Origin of the sequence: Colwellia piezophila ATCC BAA-637 (genome assembly GCF_000378625.1) — a bacterium.
In the GTDB taxonomy this organism is placed as follows: Bacteria; Pseudomonadota; Gammaproteobacteria; order Enterobacterales; family Alteromonadaceae; genus Colwellia; species Colwellia piezophila.
The window spans coordinates 1-18,745 of the sequence record NZ_KB905166.1 but is presented as its reverse complement, the minus strand read 5'-3'; the positions used below and the strand labels follow the sequence as shown (position 1 = coordinate 18,745).

The window sequence follows — 18,745 nt, the reverse complement described above, 5'->3', positions numbered from 1 at the left end:
TTATATTTTGTATTTTAACGACTGTCAGATTGTTTACTTGACAAATCTATCAATAATCGCTGCAATTTCACCACTTTTCTTCATTTTATAAATTTCAATATCGAAATTGATTGAAAAGTCCTTTTTAAATGGATAATTTTTATCGGAATTTATGTCAGAATACCCTAAATAGCCATCATTACTGGAAATGATAAGTACCTCTTTCAGAGTGATACCCATGGTATTGTATTTTTGATATTCTCCAAGTTCTTTCATTTTTTTCACATACCAAGCAAAGGGAATTTTCGATGTAACTGTACAATCAGCTCTGCCCTTCAGCAAAAAACGAATGGTGCTTTGTACATTTTTAAGAAAATGAACTGTAATTTTTTTATCTTCAGTCATATTGCTAAATTCCTCACCTGCGCGACCATCGCCCCGCCACATTGCGAATACCAGCCCTTGATAATCATCCGGATATTTGCTTCTGGGTCTCGTTAATATTTTTTCATTGCATATCACCACATCACGTTGCGTCAACAGCGATATTGAGTAAGGCCAGATATAAGGGCGTTTGGGTTCGGTCTCTGTCAGCCAGTCATGGGCGTGAAAATAAGGCGGGAGAATTGCGAATACTTCACCTTTTTTAGCTTGATCCTTTGCCCGAGCCCAAGGCACAACATTGAAAGAAACACTGTAATTCGGCATCCTCGATACAGCTATTTTTACAATCTCTATATAAACCCCTGTTAGTTTACCTTGCGCATCTTGGAAGGCAAACGGTGGTAATGAGTCATAAGTGGAGATAATCACTTCCTGTGCAGGAAAAGCGGCAGTATTTAAGATGAAATACGTGCAATAAAAAAAAACTATTTTTTTCATATAAAAACTAACCTCCTTGATGAAACTCCACTAATCATAAATAAACTGCATTTCTCATCAGGAAAATAATGAAAAAATATAACTGTATATTAACTATACCACTACATTCAAACGTTGCAGGTAAAAGGTTACATGTTAAAGATTGCCATTTCTTATCTGACTACACCATGTCTAAAAGATTCCTGGCTTGACGCTGATATTTTTGAAGATAATGGCTTGAAACTATATCGAACTGAAAAATTTACCACCATATTCAATATGATTGATAATGGAAAACAAGTGTTGTCTCCGTTCCATAAAGAGCAACTAAAATCATAAGTAAACATCTACGAACATTGTCGTATCTTTCTATATCCATTTGATTTATATTATATTTGACTTTTATCATTTCAAACGTTGGCAAGGGCTTAATTTAGTCAGTTGTTAAATATAACTCAGGTTATCGTTAGGTATACAAATAAACATGTCAAAACATAGGAAATTAGCATGGAATATGGATATAGGATTTTAGCCGGAGGAGAAACAAACGAGCTGAGTTGTTGCCATTGCCAAAATGAACAGTTTACGGTTAAAGGAAAGATAAAATATGCCTTCTTTATTTTACAATATTTACCTTTTGTTCCGTTAAAACGTGAAGTTATTCTAACCTGTAATCAATGCCAAAATGTGCACAATAACGCGCTCGAATCAAATATTGTTAATGATATAAAAAAACGCCTTTTTAAGTTTTATATCATTTTACCCATGTTTACCGGCTTGATTTTGTCACTATTGGCCATTGCTTATTGGCAATATGGCCAATACCAAGAACGTGTACTTACACAAGAATATTTATCAACTCCTTATGTAAATGACTTCTATTTTATAAATAATCAAAAGTTACTGGAAAATCAACGGCCAAATCAAAATTATCGATTAGCTAAGATTGTCAGTATTGGTAACAATGTCGTGTCATTGGTTTATGCTCGGTTTACTTTTCAACACAAAAATATGATTAAGCAGGATATTCAAAGTGGCATGGTTATCGATTCTAGGTACTTTGCTAAAAAACAATATCTTTTTACTTTCGATAAGTTACAGCAATTATTGAATGAAGAGGCAATTTTGTTGGTGAAGCGTCCTCAGTACAATAGACTCTACGGTAACTTAGTAATAGATAATACCGTTAAAGTAAGTAAAGGTGATTCCCTAGGTCAATTCTTTAATAATAAAGGCGAGGCTTTTATGCGTATTTCTCATCTGCAAGAAAATATAAACAATGCTCGCAAGTACTTCTTAAAATCAGCAGAAATTGGCTATACGCCAGGACAAATAAACTTATCACGTTGGTATATTAATGATGCAAAAATCGACCAAGCACTATACTGGTTGAAACTAGCATCCTATAAAGGCGACAAAACAGCCATTAACTTGTATTTAGTAAACTGCCCTAAAGTAGAAGAATGTGATGGCATAAAGTTTTCCGCAGATGTGACAGCACTTGGTTTTAGTCTCATGGCTCGTTAAGTGTACTTCGGTAATCCCGCCATTATTAATGGAGCTCAAAACCATAATTTAGAAAGCTGCAATTAAAAGCTAGGCAGTTTTATCTTTATGGTATTTTATACGCTCCCTCCCTGCCTTACTTTTAAAAAGAAACAAAGCATAAAGCCCGTTAATTTCTTGATTAACGGGCTTTTCTAAATGTGGTGGTGAGCTAGAGACTTGAACTCTACGGCGAAGGATTAACAAAACCGCCCTTGCTAATAGCAAAAATGACTGTTAAATAGTTTATTGTTTAGGTCTGAGATTATCAATAACCTGAACATCCACCCAATAAGTTTTTCCTATCCAATTACTACTTCCGTCTTTTTTAACCACCCAGTCTCCGCTCGAATAGAAGAAATATTTTCCATCGTGCGTCACTCTTGGGCTACTTTCATTTGATGATGTGTTTATCTTATCTCCCATGTTAATGGCAGGTCCCCATGAACCCTCTTTCTGTCTAAAACTAATATAATTGTCGCTATCACCATATCCCCCTTCTCTCTCACCATCCCACATTAAATAGGATTAATCTGGCGCAATGTAGGGATGGGCAATCCATCTTCCTGTGTTAATCGCTTTGCTCATTTTTACTGGATTTTCACGTTTGCCATCTATGAGGCGTGAATAACGGATAGAGCCATACCCCGGATGTTCACTTGAGAGTATAAAGTCTAATTCCCTAACCTTATATTCACTAAAATTAAACAAAACTATTGAAACTACAATAAAGAACCATATATCATTGGATATCTTAGAGGAGTATTAGTTTTCATGTGGCGTAAATTAACCGTAATGTTATTTTTATTAGTATTAGCTCAAACAGCTAATGCTTTGCCGATCTCTGAAACTTTTAATTGTGAATCTTCAAAGCATATCTCAATCTGTCAAATTGAACAGAAAACAGCTTCGGTTTTTGACAATAATGAGTCGGAAGATTCATTTAATTTACCAAGATTAAATAGACTTAGTCCTTCACTGTTTACTGCTGAAATACAAACAACACCAAACTATGTATTAGTGATAGAGTTTTTTAAAATTAAACTTACTGCTGGATTGTTTAAACACCTGGCAAATCCTCCATTAGTTACACCTTGGTTTGAACAATTAAGTCATAAAACTAATTCATCTCGACTTTCCGGCTGGAAAGATGGGAACTTCTTGTATTCATCTCGCACTACTTACCACAGTTAATTCATCAAAACACAGTTCAACGTAATTATAATGTTGGGCTATAAAAATCAACAATTTAGCTTTTTCCAATACCGGTATTAAACCATCGGTTACTTGCCGTATTTGCTATATACCAATTGAGACGTAGCAATATTCGTTAAGTCTTTAATTAGAGATTTCATGATGAATTCACGTACAACTAAGCATGTAAGACATGCTAAATGGCAAAACATTGTCATTTTTTTCATATTACTATTTATGCTAGTTAGCGCATTACCAAACTTATATTCTGACAAGGTGGATATTCACCTTATAAACAACAGTGCTCAAAACAAACCAGTATCTCCTCAAGATATTAATAATTTGTTAGCGGCCCACAATCTTGCTGTAGATGAAATTAAATCAACTACAGCAAACACCTCTATTACCTTAAAAAATAAAACAGACCAACATTCTATTGAGCGTCTTTTAATGCAAAAGTTTGGAGAGAATTATTCTATTGAAAGTTCAATTGAAAATAATGCTCCGGCCTGGTTAAAGTCATTAGGGGGAAAACCGATAAAATTAGGCTTAGACCTCAGTGGTGGCGTGTTATTTGTACTTGAAGTCGATACCGAACGAGCATTATCAGACAGGATGAAAAGCATTGCCTTGGAAGTGAGGTCTTTGGCGGTAGAGAATCGTACTCGCTTAAGCAAAGTATCACAGCTGAATAATCATTCAATTAGAATCAGTTTTTCTAAGTTAAATGACAAAGATAAGTTATTAAAAACAATCAAGAAAAATTACCCTGAGTTAACTCATAAACAACTAGATGAAAACCAAGTCATTTTGACTTATTCATCACAAGAGCAAGTTAAATTTCGTCAAGAAACCATGAAACACACGCTTAAAACAATGAGAGGACGAATAGAAGAGCTAGGTATTACAGAAGCGGTGACCCAAAAACAAGGGAAAAATAGAATTCGAATTGAATTACCTGGTGTGCATGATCCTGAAGAAGCCAAAAGGATTATTGGCGCTACAGCTTCTCTAGACTTCTATCAAATGGCCGAACACTCAAAAGCAATAGGCATTCTTCAAATGACAGATGACAATGGTCGAAAGTTGAGGATGAATAGTCAGGTAGTATTCTCGGGAAGTAGTATTAAAAATGCTCGTTCAGGTCTAGATGAAATGGGTATGCCATTAGTAAGCCTAACGTTAGATAGCGTAGGTGGTAAGAAAATGTCTGCGTTTTCGAAGAAAAATATTGGTAAACCTATGGTGACAGTATTTTCTGAGTTTTATCGTAATGCTGATAATAAAACGGTTAAGAAAAGTAAAGTAAAGTAATTAATGTTGCCACTATTCAGCAACACTTAGGCTCACAGTTTAGTATTACCAATATGTCCAGTCCACAAGCGGCACAAGAATTAGCGTTATTGTTACGCGCAGGCTCATTAACCGCACCCGTAACCATTGTAAAACAACGCAGTATCGAAGCGACACTTGGCGTTGATAATATTGATAATGGTATCAAAGCGTTAACTATAGGCATTTCATTTACTTTATTGTTCGTGGCCTTTTGGTATCGCACTTTAGGGATTATCGCAAATGTAGCATTGGCATTAAATTTAGTCAGTCTACTTGGTTTAATGTCATTACTGCCAGGAGCTGTACTGACACTGCCAGGCATAGCGGGCTTAGTGTTAACGGTAGGTATGGCGGTTGATACTAATGTACTTATTTTTGAAAGGATAAAAGAAGAGTTAAAGCGAGGACACAAAGTACTCTCGGCCATTGAAAACGGTTACAAAAACGCATTTTCAACCATTCTAGATGCAAATATTACCACCATGATCACCGGCATTATTTTATATTCAATAGGCTATGGTCCAGTGAAAGGCTTTGCCATCATTTTATGCTTAGGAATATTAACCAGTATGTTTACTGGTGTATTCGTCTCAAAAGCATTAACAAACTTAGTCATTCGTGAAAATAAGACTCAACTACTTGGAGTTAAATTATGAACGATTTAAACTTAAAAAAAACCGATTATTTGAGTAAGTTTCGTATCATCAGTTTCTATTGCGCTGCTGCATTTATGCTATTTGCTTTATTGGGTTTATTTAGTAACGGGCTTAAGCTTGGTTTAGATTTCACTGGTGGATACCTAACAGAGTTCTCTACGCAACAATCGATAACTCAGAGTAAAATGGCTGGGTTATTAACGTCATATTTACCCGATACCTTTCAGTTGTCTTCAGCCGAAAACGGGACGTATTGGAGCGTACAACAAGCTGATAATGATATAAGTTTGAAAGGGAAAGCATGGTTAAGCGATTTTTCGCAACAAAGTGGCTTAACAATTACGCCACAAGATGCCATTTATATTGGTAGCCAAGTAGGTGAAGAGTTAATTAATCAAGGAGGCTTGGCGTTATTAACCTCAGTGATAGTGATATTGCTCTACTTATCTTTACGGTTTGAATGGCGCTTGGCGGCTGGCGCTGTTATTGCGCTTTGTCATGACGTAATTATCGTACTTGGACTATTTGCATGGTTTGATATTTCTTTTGATTTAACCATTCTAGCAAGCTTACTCGCCATTATTGGTTATTCGCTAAATGATTCAATTATTGTCGGTGACAGAGTTCGAGAAATAATGAAAAGAAATACTGAAAAAAATATAGATACCATTATAAATCTCGCTATAAAATCAACCATCGTTCGAACATTAATAACGTCAGGGACGACACTCGCAACGATATTAGCGATCTGGTTCTTTGCTGGGGAATCATTAGAAGGTTTTTCCATCGCTCTCTTTTCAGGGATTTTAGTCGGTACTTTTTCATCTATCGCAATTTCGGTTACTGTACCGCAGTTGCTTGGATTAACAGCTGATTATTATCACAAAAAAGAACAAGATATTTGTCAATTACCGTAGTTACGATTTAGGGGTTATGTCTTATTATTTGAGTGTATCTACTCTTAGTAGTAGATACACTTACTGTCGTTTCTTCATTCAAAAGAAGACGATGAGTTGATTGATTCATTACTGCTTAGTTTGCATTTAACATCGTTTTTTTAATTTTCATTATTATATTTACTGGTACTTTTTCGATACTAATAAATTCGTTAAAAATATCTTTTAAAGTATGATAACTACTGGCAACTTTTTGCATTAATACTTAATAATTACCTGTTTGTTGCTTTGCAGCTTGTTCAAGTTGATTGGCACTTTCTTGTAAAAGTATGCCACCTAAATTACCTGCCACCCCTTTAATAGTGTGGGTAATCAACTGAATATTTTGATGACGTTCAGTATTATCTTTATCACTACTTGCATCATTAAAGCTTGCCACGAGCTCTTTCAGCAATTTCTTTTTTCCCATCAATCGCTTCAATAACACGGTTTTATCCCAATGTGCGTTTATAGTATTAAAAATCGGACCAGGAACATCAGTTGAGACACTATCAACATTTTTTTAATTGGATCAATGATGTTAATTACTGATCTTTAATCCTGTTACTTGGCAACCATTGATTCAGTTTATTGAGTAATGCATTAGGTTCAATGGGTTTTGTTAAATAATCATTCATCCCCGCCTCAATACATTTTTCGCGATCACCTTCCATTGCATTGGCCGTCATCGCAACAATAGAGACTTCGGCGTTTTTAGCACCCGCTTTACCTGCTCTTATTTGTTTGGTTGCTTCGTAGCCATCCATTTCAGGCATTTGACAATCCATTAACACTAAATCATAAAGCCTATCATGAGGTGAACTTGATAAAGAGTGAATTGCTTCTATACCATTTGCTGCAATATCAGTGTGAAAGCCAAGCTTTTCAAGTATGCCTTGAGCCACCATTTGGTTAACTCTATTATCTTCAACCAATAATAAACGGAAATGTGAAAATCCAAAATTTTCAGTATTATTTGATTTTAATGTTGATAAGTAATCGTGGGTTATAATAGAACCCTCTTCGTTAAAACAGGAATCATCAGACATCACCACATTGAGAGCATTACATAAATCGGAGGTAGTGGTTGGTTTAGTAAAAAAACCATGAAAACCTAATTTAGCAAAATGATTGGCACCATGAATACTTGAGATGGAAGTCATCATAATTAATTTGATAGTCTTGAACATCGAGTGTGCCTGTAATTTTCTACCTAGTTCCTCACCGTCTATTTCAGGCATTTGCATATCTAAAAATGCTACGTCAAATAAGGGTTGTTCGCTATCTATCAACTTTTGGCATAATTGTAATGCATCTGCACCACTAGAAGAATCGCTAACATTTATACCCCAATGTTCTAACTGGCTACGAAGTACCTCTCGATTGATGGCATTATCATCAACAATAAGCAGAGATAGATTACTAATATCAACTTGCGGTAATACTTTTTGTGAGCTTTGACTAATATCGACAAGGATATTAAAACTAAAACAGCTACCTTGACCCTGTTCACTGGTAACACTAATATCTCCGCCCATTAGTTGGCATAATTTTCTACAAATAGAGAGACCAAGCCCTGTGCCCCCAAATTTCCTGGTGGTTGAGCTGTCAACTTGGCTAAACAAATCAAATAAAAAAGGGAGCTTTTCTTGCGGAATACCCATACCAGAATCTTGAATACGGCAACAAAATTGGTAAAAACCCTGCTCATTTTTTTGTATTCTCCCGTAAATAACAACTTCTCCGTGTTCAGTAAATTTTATCGCATTACCAACTATATTTGTTAAAATTTGTCTGATCCTACCGGGATCGCCTTTAATCATAGAATATTCTATTTCAGTGACATCTAGCACAATCTCTAGACCTTTTGCTTGTGCTTGTAATGCCATTGATTCTGAAAAATCACCCAGCATTTCTCGTAAATTAAAATCAAGAATTTCTAATTCCAACTTACCAGCTTCTATTTTTGAAAAGTCTAAAATATCATTTATTAAGGTTAATAGAGATTCCCCACTCGATTGTGCTATAAAAACTTTATGTTGCTGTTCTGCAGTCAACTCACTTTGCTGTAATAATCCCAACATACCTAAAACACCATTCATCGGCGTTCTTATTTCATGACTCATATTAGCCAAAAAGTCACTTTTTGTTTGAGATGAATGTTGTAAATCATTTACTAAAGTCTTTACCTTAAAAGCCATATTTTTTTGAGATTTTGATACCTCTAAAAATTCATCTGCAGATGAGGTAAGTATTAATTCATCATAATGACCTTTGCTAACCATATTTGTGTTGTTTATTAAAACCCGAAGGTTATAATTAATATTGTTTGCTATTTTGCGCATAAATAGAAAAGAAATGATTAAAGCAAATGAACTAGCAATGATAATAATCAGTTTAGTCCTAGCACTATCATAGTTTGCTTCCTTGGTTCGTTGCAGCATCAACTTTTCTTCAGTTTTAATAAACTGGGTATTTAAAACGCGGATACTATCTATAATGTCTTTACCCGTTTGACTTTTGATCAGATCAATAACATCAGACATACTGGCTTCTAATTCATTAACCTTTCTGCGAGTTGAAATTTCAGGTTCACCCGCTTCTTGAAGCCATTTATCCTTCAACTTTTTAATATTTTCTATAATGCTAACTTGTTTAGGGTTATCGTTAACTAAATCTATCAATATTTCAGTTTTATTATCCAATAGTTTTATTGCTTGATAGTAAGGTTCTAAGAAAATTTCATCTCCTGTTATTAAGAAACCGCGCTCTCCAGTTTCCATATCAAGAATTAGTTTTTCCAGCGAATTTGAACTAGAAATCACTTCTTCAGTATGTCTCACCCAGTTGGCAGTAGATTGCATTTTATTGATGTTCAAGATAATTATTATGGCAATAACAACCATACTTATTAATGGAATGCTAATCCCAATGTATAACTTTTTTCTCGTAGTTAATCGTTCAAACCAACTAATTTTCAAAACGTTACAATCCTTATGTTTTTTATTTTATATCACTACTATAGGACATCAAAAAAGATATTGTTAGCTGAGATCGTAGAGTATGTAATAGCACCATCATTCAAGCCAGTGGATCAAGTTAAGTATTAAAGTACAATTTTATTAAGGTCAGCTTTCCTATCTAAGTGATAGCTAGCAAAGTACAAATTTTGGACTTTTCTAGGTATCTTTAGTGGTAAAAGACAGAGTTCTGATATGAAACTCCACTGTCACCTTGATTATATGTTCAAGGGGGAACATATAATCAAGGGGTCAGAACTTTTGATTACTACGCAGAGTAGTAAAGTAAACATCACAGAGTTTTCTTATCAGAATAATTTACCCTGAAGTTGAATATTCCTCTACAAGCGCTCTTTGTTTCACCATTTCAGTCTCTAATCGTTTTATTAAAGTAATGAATCTTGGATGCTGATGTAGAAATAAAAAATAGGGTGACTGTAAAATATTTGAACGCCAATCATGTATAAAGCCATTATCAATAGAGGCTTCAAGGTAATCTAAAGCCTTATTGTCATTATTTTTAATTGCATTGAGTATAGCAAGCACCCACTGTTCATTGCCCATCAAGTTAATCTGTCCTTTAGTAAAAAAGGTTTCATCCAATGAATTCAGTTCATCTAACATTTTTTCTGCTTTGGCTGCTTTTTCCAAGGCTTTTGAAACAATAATCTGTAGCGCTAATGCATGAATATCTGTATCAACATATCTATTCCTGGTTGATGGTATTGAGCTAAGATTAATCACTTTTGAAAAATGTTTATCGAGCAGTGTTTCAGCTGCATCTAAATCATTTCTTTTTAGCAATAGATAGATAGCTTTACTAACCAGTATACCTTTAGTGACTCTCCGGTAGACAGTATCGGGATTATCAAGCGTATCATTGATGAGTTTTAAAGCTTTGACATTATCTTTCAAAAAGATTAGCGCATTGACTTTAGCGTCAATAGCATCAGCATTATCGGGATTTATCTTAACTGCCTCTTCTGCAAGTTTTATAGCGCTTTCACCATCGGCAAGGGATAAGTAATGACCTGATAAAAATCGAGCACTATCAGGGTCTAGCAGATCAGATTTATAAGGTATTTCCATCTGAAATATAGCGTCCGCAATATTTCCCTTAAAATAACTGTAATACATACTCAGAACAAAGGGATAATCCAAAAATTGAGGGGTCATTTTAATGGCTTGTTTCACGGCTAAAACTGCTGCTGTATATTTTTGAACGATGTAGGCTAAATACATCGAATATTGATAGGGTATATTCGCATTGAGTGGATCAATCCGTTGTGCTTTATTATATAATTTCCTTGTTTCATGCTCGCCTAGTTCATGACCAAAGGCCATAATATAATCCATAATTATGTAGGTATTATTTGCGTTTAAACGGTAAGCATTTTTAATGAATTTTTGACTCAATTCAACATCAGCAGGAAGTAATGACAATACATAGTAGGTATCAGCAGAGTCAGGCTCCTTTTCCAGTACAGCTTTTAACATTGACTCAGCAGTAACAAGAATGTCGTTATCAAATCGACTCCCCGTTCCTATCTGATTAATAAATGTTTCTGCTAATTTTACTTTGGCAATATTAAAGTTAGGTTCTATTTTTATGGCGGATTCAAATTTTGAAACCGCTCGTTCAAGACTCTTAAAATTTCGGGAATATAGCCCCTTCAAACCTTGCAGATATAAATCATATGCTATTGGGTTAATTATTTTTCCTGTGCTAGTGGCCTTTTCTAACTTAATACCTAATACCTCCTTTAGTGACTCAACAATAGCCGCTGATATTTCATCCTGAACTTTGAATATATCGTCCAACTCTCTATCATACGTTTCTGACCAAATATGAAACCCATCATCAGCTTTAATTAACTGAGCAGTAATACGGACTTTTGTTCCTGATTTACGAACACTACCTTCCAAAATTGTTTTTACACCCAATTTTTTGGCAATACTTTGAATGTCCAGATTCTTGCCTTTAAATTGAAAAGAAGAAGTGCGGGCCACCACTTGAATATTTGGTATTTTAGCCAATAAGTTTAATAATTCCTCGGAAATTCCATCGGAGAAATATTCATGATCGTTATTTGGACTCATATCAGCAAATGGCAATACGGCTATAGATATTTTGATTGGTTCAGCTGATTCAGTTTTCAGTTCAGATGAAGTGTCAGTAACAACAGCTTGTTCTGTTTTAGTGGGAAACCTGCTTTCATAGATAAAATAGCTCAGTGCAATAGCCATCAGTCCGATAATAATGAAATCAATCTTTCTGCCCGTATGAGCAGCAATAGATTCTTCTGGCGTTATTTCAGATTCTTTTTTTATACCTTCAGGAGTGATTTCAAATGCCCAGGCAAAGAATATGGCAAAAGGAAAACCGATAGCACCAAAGAAGAATACGGCTGTTATTATCCATTCAGGCAAATGTAATGCCGGTACAGCTGTATCAGATATTTGAACAACAACCCAAGCTAGAACAAGATAAGCAACGCCTACTTTGAAAACATTACGCCTTTTGAGTTCTGATATGAAAGATCCAACCATATTTAATCCATAAATATGTTTATTAATTATCCATAAATATGTTCATTAATTATCCATTAATAAACAATGTAGTGCTATTGAGGGTATATATCAAATATGGTGCTAACCTAATGTCTTATATTAGAATAAATCCAGCTCTTTAAGGGCGATTGTATAGGATAAATTTCGTATCAAACTCGTCTCTTTTTATTAAACGTTTTGGCAAGAAAATATGGTCAACTCTGTATGAATATTTAGTATTTATGAAGTTCAAGGGGTCAGAACTCTTGATTATAATTCTGCTCACTAATTAAAAGTGAAATTGGTCATTTTTTCTTTGCCGCTAAGTGCCACTAACCGTCATTCGATTATGTATATGAAACGATCAGTTTGTGCCACTTTAGAGACATTAAGTGATTGAGTTGAAACTGATACTAGGATTATATTTTATATAAATAACGTTTGTAGTTTACGAATTTTAATTTGTTACGACTAAGGAACAATTATTAATATTCCCAAAGGAGAATTTACTGCTATATTTTTAGTTAAGTTGATAATATTAATTTACGCAAGGAATGGCAAAATACTAAAGTCAGAGGTGATAATGTCTTCAAACCAAGAACAAATCCTAATCATAGATGACTGTGAAAGTAGTTTGAATTCAATAGGTAAATACTTAGCTGAGCATTATAAAGTTTATTCGTCAACTTCAGGAAATGAAGGTATTGATTTATTCAAGAAACACACATTTCCAGTTGTAATTTTAGATACTGAAATGTCAGGTATGAATGGATTTGAGATATGTAAGCTATTAAAGTCGATATCACCTGAAGTCCAAGTTATCTTTAGAACAGCAAAAGATGATGAAGAAATTATTCTCAAATGCTTTGAGGCTGGCGCAAATGATTTTATACCGAAACATAAATCACTATCGGTTGTCTTGCAGGTAGTCAGAAATTTAAATTTATTAAGCCAAGATACACAAAGACAGAAGAAGAATATAAAGAAACTAACTCAAACCGTTGAGATAAGCATGATTCAAGCATCTTTGTATGGGGATTGTTTGAATTTCATGTCAGATATCCAAACAATAAACTCTTTTGAAGATCTTGGGAAAGCGGTTTTAAAGTTTTTCTTAAATCATGATTTTAATTCAGCTATAGAATTTCATCATGCTGATGATATCTCGGGTTTTTCCCAAGAAACTATTAGGTGCAGTCCTTTAGAAAAAAAAGTGTTTTCCTTATTAAAGGATAGAGGACGTATCTATGAGTTCGGTTCACGAGCCATATTCAACGATACTAATGTCTCTATTCTCATTAAAAACATGCCTGACAAACACTCCACTAAATATGGTTTATGGATTGATATTTTTGCTAAGTTAATTCCTGCAATAGAAATGCGTTATCGGGCGCTATTTAACTATATCCAACTAAATAAAATGAAAGTGAAGTTAGAGAAAACTGTAATAGATATTAATGAAGACATTAATCATTTAAAAGACATTAAGGAGAAGATGATAGATGATGTCATTCTTGAAATCACATTAAATTTTCATAATTTAGATTTATCTGACAATGATGAGAAATTCTTGGAAAATGCGATTGAAAAAACTAGCAACATAGATGCCTTATCAAATATTAGTCAGGTACTTATAACAACAATTGATGAACTAGAAATTGAGGAATTGAAAACAGAAGGAGAATACAAATCAACTGAAGATATTGAACTGTTTTAATTCAAGAGCTTGAAAAACATATTAAACTGTAATATTAATGAACCGTATTTCCTGTGAACCGAACAGCATATATTAATAACAACACAACATTCATTAGAAAATATAGGGCTATTATTTTGAGGTTAATGTCCGGTTATCGTACCTAAGTGAGCCTTATTTATTAACGTTTGAACGGCTGTTGATCGCTCTTTACAGTCGGTCATAACTGCTAAAACTTGTATTATTAACAATAACATCATGTATTGTAGTTTTACAAATAATTGAGGTAGCCCAGCGTCCGCTTTCAGATCATATACCTAACTTTACCTAGGTTTTTGCTTTAGTCCGCTCTGTGGTAGCTAGTGACCTTAGAACGATGAGTTCTTGTAAGTTTGTCCTCACCAAAAACTAACGTTAAAAAAGTGCGCTTAGCTGTCGGTAGCGTTTACTTTCCTAACGGCATCTCCAAGACTTAAAACCGTCGTTAGCACCAATGATGACCTTATGACTTTTGCTCGCTAAAGAAGAAATTTCTGGCTTAGTTGAGAGAGTGTATTGAAGGTTCAAATTTTCTGTTAACAATCGTTTTTCGTATATGTCACAGTTGGTAATAGCCCAACTGTAGTTGGCGGCGTGTAAGTCAAATAGCAATTAGTTTGTGTGATAGGGATATTATTATTGGTAATGCCACTGAATCCAGCAAGGGACGAAGGAGTTACGATGAAGGCTCCATGATTGAACCTATCGCCATAAGCCCAATCGTCTCCTAATTCTACTGCATTGGCTATTCCATTTGTTCTGTCGCCACTGGGGTAACCATATTTAATTTCAACATCATTATTCCCATCACCATCTATATCTATGTTTGCTAACTCTTGGTTTTGCACCCCCTGAATTATTGATTTTGCATACACTAGTTTAGATCCTGATAAAATAGCTCCTCCCATAGACTCTAGTACAGACTTGTTAGCATCTGAAGTAATATCTATGAATTTTGGTGCGGCGGTAGCGGCCAAAATCCCCAAAATAACAATTACCACGACCAACTCAATTAAGGTGAAACCCTGCTGTTTTGTACTACTATACATCTGTATTCATCTCTATATATTTGCTTAAGAAGTTATTTTTCGAAGGGCTAAATACGATTGCCCATTTTATTTAAAAATAATGAAGTAATAAGTGAAATTATAATACCTTTGGCAATAGAGAAATCAAGCTTTTGTTGATTTGTTCGTATATAAAATTTATGTCAGCAACAACAGGTTAAGCATTAAAATAATGTTTTCATCTAGGTCAGCTATCGTATAAAAATAACGACTTCATAGGTTTGTTTTAACAAGCGTTTTTTGACCGTTTTATGCTCATTGTGACTGCTAGGTATAGTGATTTTGGATCGTGATTTATGACCGATTACTGCCCCACAGCTGTCGTTATGGTACTAAAAACTTAGGTCTTCAAAGTGGTAATGGTGACGGTTAGCACTATCTCATTAGCGTCTTAGATTTAATACTCTACTTTATGTAGACCTTAGATGATTCTAATGTCCGCTTTAGAGATTGTGGCTAAAAGTGGACGTTAGATTTAGTCCTTATCATGGTAACTTAGAGCTGATCTTGCACCATTAATATGGACACCAATTAATAATCATCGTTTATTTTAATTTAATCGTACAGGTAGATACTAAGATAACTACAAAATTAAAATTGGATAATGTACCATCGAATTTAATGAAAAAATTGTGACTTTAGTGAATACTTACTATATAAGGTATCTCTAATACACTGGTTTATAGCTGATTAATTTATTCAAAGTAACTATTTGGTAAAAAAAACAATGAAAAATATACTATTCCCTACTATGTCAATAATTCTGTTTATCTCTAGTTGTCAAAACAATGACGTTACTAAAACAGTTAAACAGCAACATAATGTCATTATTTATGATGCCAATGTTATCAATGTTGAAACAGGTCATATTAAAAAGCATGCTGTTATAGTGCTTGATGAAAATAAAATAACTCTAGTTGGTGATCTGTCACTGTTAGCTAACCATCAAGCTCCAAAGATGTTAAACGCAAAAAATAAATATGTTATTCCTGGGTTATGGGATATGCATGTTCACTTTGAAGGAAAGAGCTTAATCCAAGACAATGAGGCTTTATTCCCTGTATATATTGCCCTAGGCATTACAACTGTACGAGATTCAGCTAGTGATTTAGGTGAGGAAGTACTTGAATGGCGTTCGCAGATTGCTCAAGGGAAATTGTTGGGTCCACAGATTTACACCGCTGGCCGTAAATTAGAAGGAATTGACTCTATTTGGAAAGGTGATCTAGAAATAGGTACAACAGCAGAGCTTAATAAAGCGTTAGATTTACTCGATAGTAAAAATGTTGATTTTGTAAAAATGACAGCCAATACATTGAAAACCGATTTGTTTATTGAAGGTATCAAAGCGGCAAAGGAACGAGGATATAAAGTTTCAGCGCATATTCCACAAAAAGCAACTGTATACGATATTGTTGATGCTGGAGTAAGCAGTATTGAGCATGCAAGTTATTTACTGAGATTAGGCATTCCTAATGAAGCTGAATTAATTGCTCAAGTTAATAATGGTGAAATAAAATCATCGCAAGCTCGTAAGCAGTATGTAAATAACTTTGATCAGGCTCTTGCTAATAAACGTTATCAATATTTAGCTAAAAAAGGGGTTGCCATTACACCAACTCTTATTGGCGGTAAACAACTTGCCTATTTAGATGAAGATGATCACAGTGAAGATGACTTTAAAAAATACTTAACATCTGAATTTATGAGCCATTATGAATGGCGTATTAAACGAATGGGAAATTTGACTGCTGAACAATGGAAAGAAAAAAAATATAAATATCAACTTATTGCAAGTCAAATTCCGTATTTGCAAGAAGCTGGGGTGCTAGTGATGGCAGGAAGTGATTCTGCGGCTTTGAATACATTAGTATATCCTGCAATGGCATTACATGAAGAGTTAATACTTTTTCAAGATGCTGGGATGCAACCTTTAAATATACTACAGACGGCAACAATTAATGGTGCAAAATTTATGGGGGTTAAAGAGCACACAGCATCTATAAGTGTAAATAAGGAGGCTGATCTTGTGATCTTGAATTCCAATCCATTGGAAAACATTAAAGCAACTCAAGATATTTTTGCGGTTGTAAATAATGGTGAACTATATGAACGTAAAGATCTTGATCGTATGCTAATGACTGCACAGCAGAAAAAACAAGAATTAGATTTGCGCGTTGTAAATAATGGTGAACTATATGAACGTAAAGATCTTGATCGTATGCTAATGACTGCACAGCAGAAAAAACAAGAATTAGATTTGCGCGTGGTAAATAAATAGAACTATTTGATTTGCAATCATAGAGAAGGAAAATACTTAATTTTCCTTCTCTGCTCAAACAAACTCATGCACTAATAACGGAATTTAATATCGACTAATAGCGACTAATAGCGATCATAAGTCATAAAGTAATCAGTGATGCTTACGGCTACTCTGTCGGATCAGTTACCATTAGATAAACAATGGCTAACGTCAGCTTTCTTATCTAAACAACCCCTTAGCTGAGATGAATTTGGTTCATAAAGAACGTCATCAATGTGGTAATAGTGACGGTTAGCACTATCTCATTAGCGTCTTAGATTTAATACTCTACTTTATGTAGACCTTAGATGATTCAAATGTCCGCTTTAGAGATTGTGTATATAATCGTATGCTAAATATTAAGTAATATTTTGGGTACAAATAAATAAAAGCATTTAAATTAGAATGACCGCAATAGGCTCTGAGCTGCTGTTAATAGCTTAAAAGCTAATGTCAGCTATTGGCTATCAGTTGACCTAAAGAATAACCAGTAGCTAACGTATAAAGCGCACAATTCTGAACATTAGCCACAGCCATACTTATAGTCCCTTAAACGTAGGAGCGCTATTATGTATGACATGATTCCATACACCCCAAAAGCTAGCTGGAATAAAGGAAAACTGGTTGGTCAAAAACTTCCTCTAAAACTTGAGGAAGTTTGGTCTATTAGAACAAGGCTTGATTTAGTAAATAATCTACGTGAATTAACGATGTTTAATTTGGCTCTAGATTGTAAATTAAGAGCATGTGATTTCATCAAGCTTAAAGTGATGGATATTGCTCATGGCAAAAATATCCAATCACGAGCAATGTTAATTCAACAAAAAACAGGAACTCCTGTTCAATTTGAAATAACAAAAAAAACTCGAACAGCTTTACAAAAATGGATCTCATTTCAATCACTTCGTTCTAGTGATTATTTATTTGGAAGTAGAGTAAAAGATAATTTCCATTTATCGACTCGGCAATATACCAGAATAGTAAAAAAGTGGATTGCTAGTATTGGCTTGGATGTAACATCCTATGCCACTCATTCAATGAGGCGCACTAAGGCTACTTTGATTTATAAAAAAACGAAGAACCTGAGAGCTGTTCAAATTTTTCTTGGTCATACAAAACTAGAGAGTACGGTTCGTTATCTTGGTATAGAAGTCGATGACGTACTTGAGCTATCTGAAAATATAGATATTTAAATCGCAAATGATTCAGGAAGTATGGACGCTTCCTACCACATTACGGACATTAGCCGTTTCATCAAAGTTAGGTTTCGGATTAGATTTTGGGCTCTTCTCCGGTTATGTGAGGTTGATTTTTGGATAAAAGATAGAATGCGTTGCTGGAACTGATGTTTGCCTTATTTTTAATTTGAAGTATTCGGTATCCCTTACTCCTCTGGCTCGCCTCCTAATCATCCCAATAGAAACATTTCCTGCCTCAATACGGGCACTGGTCAACTTATATTTGGCATAGTTACAAATGCCTACCTTGTGCATTCTTAGTCCGACTGCAAAATTATGTAAGGCCAATATATTAGTTGATTCTGCTAGACGGCACCAAGCTTCAAGT

The 18,745-nt window shown here is 34.6% G+C and carries 15 protein-coding genes; 8 read left to right on the top strand and 7 right to left on the bottom strand.

All coding sequences use genetic code 11. From position 1 onward, the window contains the following. Positions 1 to 33: 33 nt before the first annotated feature. Entirely contained in the window at positions 34 to 861 is an 828-nt protein-coding gene (locus F580_RS0112125; protein ID WP_019028002.1) for a substrate-binding periplasmic protein, read from the bottom strand. Between the two features lie 486 nt (positions 862 to 1,347). Between F580_RS0112125 and F580_RS0112115 the strand changes: the two genes are divergently transcribed. Next, a complete protein-coding gene (locus F580_RS0112115; protein WP_019028000.1) occupies positions 1,348 to 2,367 on the top strand; it encodes an SEL1-like repeat protein in 1,020 nt (339 codons plus the stop codon). 264 nt (positions 2,368 to 2,631) lie between these two features. On the opposite strand, the gene F580_RS25525 is transcribed toward F580_RS0112115, so the two are convergent. Next, positions 2,632 to 2,904 carry a PD40 domain-containing protein gene (locus F580_RS25525; protein WP_019027999.1) on the bottom strand — a complete coding sequence of 91 codons (273 nt, stop codon included), beginning with the start codon at positions 2,902 to 2,904 and terminating at the stop codon, positions 2,632 to 2,634. Positions 2,905 to 3,159: 255 nt separating this feature from the next. Here F580_RS25525 and F580_RS0112105 point away from each other — a divergent pair, with 255 nt between their 5' ends. The 4 genes from F580_RS0112105 (at position 3,160) to secF (ending at position 6,487) form a co-directional block, all read left to right on the top strand. Next, positions 3,160 to 3,579 (top strand): hypothetical protein, encoded by a 420-nt coding sequence (locus tag F580_RS0112105; protein WP_019027998.1) that lies wholly within the window; start codon positions 3,160 to 3,162, stop codon positions 3,577 to 3,579. A 159-nt stretch (positions 3,580 to 3,738) separates the two neighbouring features. Then, entirely contained in the window at positions 3,739 to 4,893 is a 1,155-nt protein-coding gene (locus F580_RS27320) for a SecDF P1 head subdomain-containing protein (RefSeq protein ID WP_245560622.1), read from the top strand. After that, complete coding sequence (gene secD, locus F580_RS27315; RefSeq protein ID WP_425393337.1) at positions 4,893 to 5,570, top strand: protein translocase subunit SecD; 678 nt, start codon at positions 4,893 to 4,895, stop codon at positions 5,568 to 5,570. Before F580_RS27320 ends, secD begins: the two co-directional genes overlap by 1 nt. After that, a complete protein-coding gene (secF, locus tag F580_RS0112095) occupies positions 5,567 to 6,487 on the top strand; it encodes a protein translocase subunit SecF (protein ID WP_019027997.1) in 921 nt (306 codons plus the stop codon). Before secD ends, secF begins: the two co-directional genes overlap by 4 nt. A 244-nt stretch (positions 6,488 to 6,731) precedes the next feature. Here the strand turns inward: secF and F580_RS0112085 are convergent, their stop codons facing one another. The 3 genes from F580_RS0112085 to F580_RS25520 form a co-directional block, all read right to left on the bottom strand. After that, complete coding sequence (locus F580_RS0112085) at positions 6,732 to 6,935, bottom strand: Hpt domain-containing protein (RefSeq protein ID WP_019027995.1); 204 nt, start codon at positions 6,933 to 6,935, stop codon at positions 6,732 to 6,734. Between the two features lie 115 nt (positions 6,936 to 7,050). Further along, positions 7,051 to 9,486: a response regulator gene (locus F580_RS24455; protein WP_019027994.1), complete on the bottom strand. Its 2,436-nt coding sequence runs from the start codon at positions 9,484 to 9,486 to the stop codon at positions 7,051 to 7,053. 357 nt (positions 9,487 to 9,843) lie between these two features. Beyond that, entirely contained in the window at positions 9,844 to 12,075 is a 2,232-nt protein-coding gene (locus tag F580_RS25520; RefSeq protein WP_019027993.1) for a hypothetical protein, read from the bottom strand. Positions 12,076 to 12,658: 583 nt separating this feature from the next. Here F580_RS25520 and F580_RS0112070 point away from each other — a divergent pair. Beyond that, positions 12,659 to 13,792 carry a response regulator gene (locus tag F580_RS0112070; protein ID WP_019027992.1) on the top strand — a complete coding sequence of 378 codons (1,134 nt, stop codon included), beginning with the start codon at positions 12,659 to 12,661 and terminating at the stop codon, positions 13,790 to 13,792. 554 nt (positions 13,793 to 14,346) lie between these two features. Here F580_RS0112070 and F580_RS27115 read toward each other — a convergent pair. After that, a complete protein-coding gene (locus tag F580_RS27115) occupies positions 14,347 to 14,859 on the bottom strand; it encodes a type II secretion system protein (protein WP_019027991.1) in 513 nt (170 codons plus the stop codon). 745 nt (positions 14,860 to 15,604) lie between these two features. Here F580_RS27115 and F580_RS24445 point away from each other — a divergent pair. Next, the gene (locus F580_RS24445; RefSeq protein WP_019027990.1) at positions 15,605 to 17,158 is read left to right on the top strand and encodes an amidohydrolase family protein; all 1,554 of its coding nucleotides are present in this window, start codon (positions 15,605 to 15,607) and stop codon (positions 17,156 to 17,158) included. A 590-nt stretch (positions 17,159 to 17,748) separates the two neighbouring features. Then, on the top strand, positions 17,749 to 18,372 hold the full coding sequence (locus tag F580_RS0112050) for a tyrosine-type recombinase/integrase (protein WP_019027989.1): 624 nt from the start codon (positions 17,749 to 17,751) through the stop codon (positions 18,370 to 18,372). A gap of 102 nt (positions 18,373 to 18,474) precedes the next feature. Here F580_RS0112050 and F580_RS0112045 read toward each other — a convergent pair. Continuing rightward, the coding region (locus F580_RS0112045; RefSeq protein ID WP_019026269.1) for a transposase at positions 18,475 to 18,745 on the bottom strand (271 nt) is incomplete at its 5' end.

Excerpts from the sequence above, each read along its gene's own strand:
- F580_RS0112125 (WP_019028002.1), bottom strand. The coding sequence starts at position 861 with ATGAAAAAAATAGTTTTTTTTTATTGCACGTATTTCATCTTAAATACT.
- F580_RS0112115 (WP_019028000.1), top strand. The coding sequence starts at position 1,348 with ATGGAATATGGATATAGGATTTTAGCCGGAGGAGAAACAAACGAGCTG.
- F580_RS25525 (WP_019027999.1), bottom strand. The coding sequence starts at position 2,904 with ATGTGGGATGGTGAGAGAGAAGGGGGATATGGTGATAGCGACAATTAT.
- F580_RS0112105 (WP_019027998.1), top strand. The coding sequence starts at position 3,160 with ATGTGGCGTAAATTAACCGTAATGTTATTTTTATTAGTATTAGCTCAA.
- F580_RS27320 (WP_245560622.1), top strand. The coding sequence starts at position 3,739 with ATGATGAATTCACGTACAACTAAGCATGTAAGACATGCTAAATGGCAA.
- secF (WP_019027997.1), top strand. The coding sequence starts at position 5,567 with ATGAACGATTTAAACTTAAAAAAAACCGATTATTTGAGTAAGTTTCGT.
- F580_RS0112085 (WP_019027995.1), bottom strand. The coding sequence starts at position 6,935 with ATGGGAAAAAAGAAATTGCTGAAAGAGCTCGTGGCAAGCTTTAATGAT.
- F580_RS25520 (WP_019027993.1), bottom strand. The coding sequence starts at position 12,075 with ATGGTTGGATCTTTCATATCAGAACTCAAAAGGCGTAATGTTTTCAAA.
- F580_RS0112070 (WP_019027992.1), top strand. The coding sequence starts at position 12,659 with ATGTCTTCAAACCAAGAACAAATCCTAATCATAGATGACTGTGAAAGT.
- F580_RS27115 (WP_019027991.1), bottom strand. The coding sequence starts at position 14,859 with ATGTATAGTAGTACAAAACAGCAGGGTTTCACCTTAATTGAGTTGGTC.
- F580_RS24445 (WP_019027990.1), top strand. The coding sequence starts at position 15,605 with ATGAAAAATATACTATTCCCTACTATGTCAATAATTCTGTTTATCTCT.
- F580_RS0112050 (WP_019027989.1), top strand. The coding sequence starts at position 17,749 with ATGTATGACATGATTCCATACACCCCAAAAGCTAGCTGGAATAAAGGA.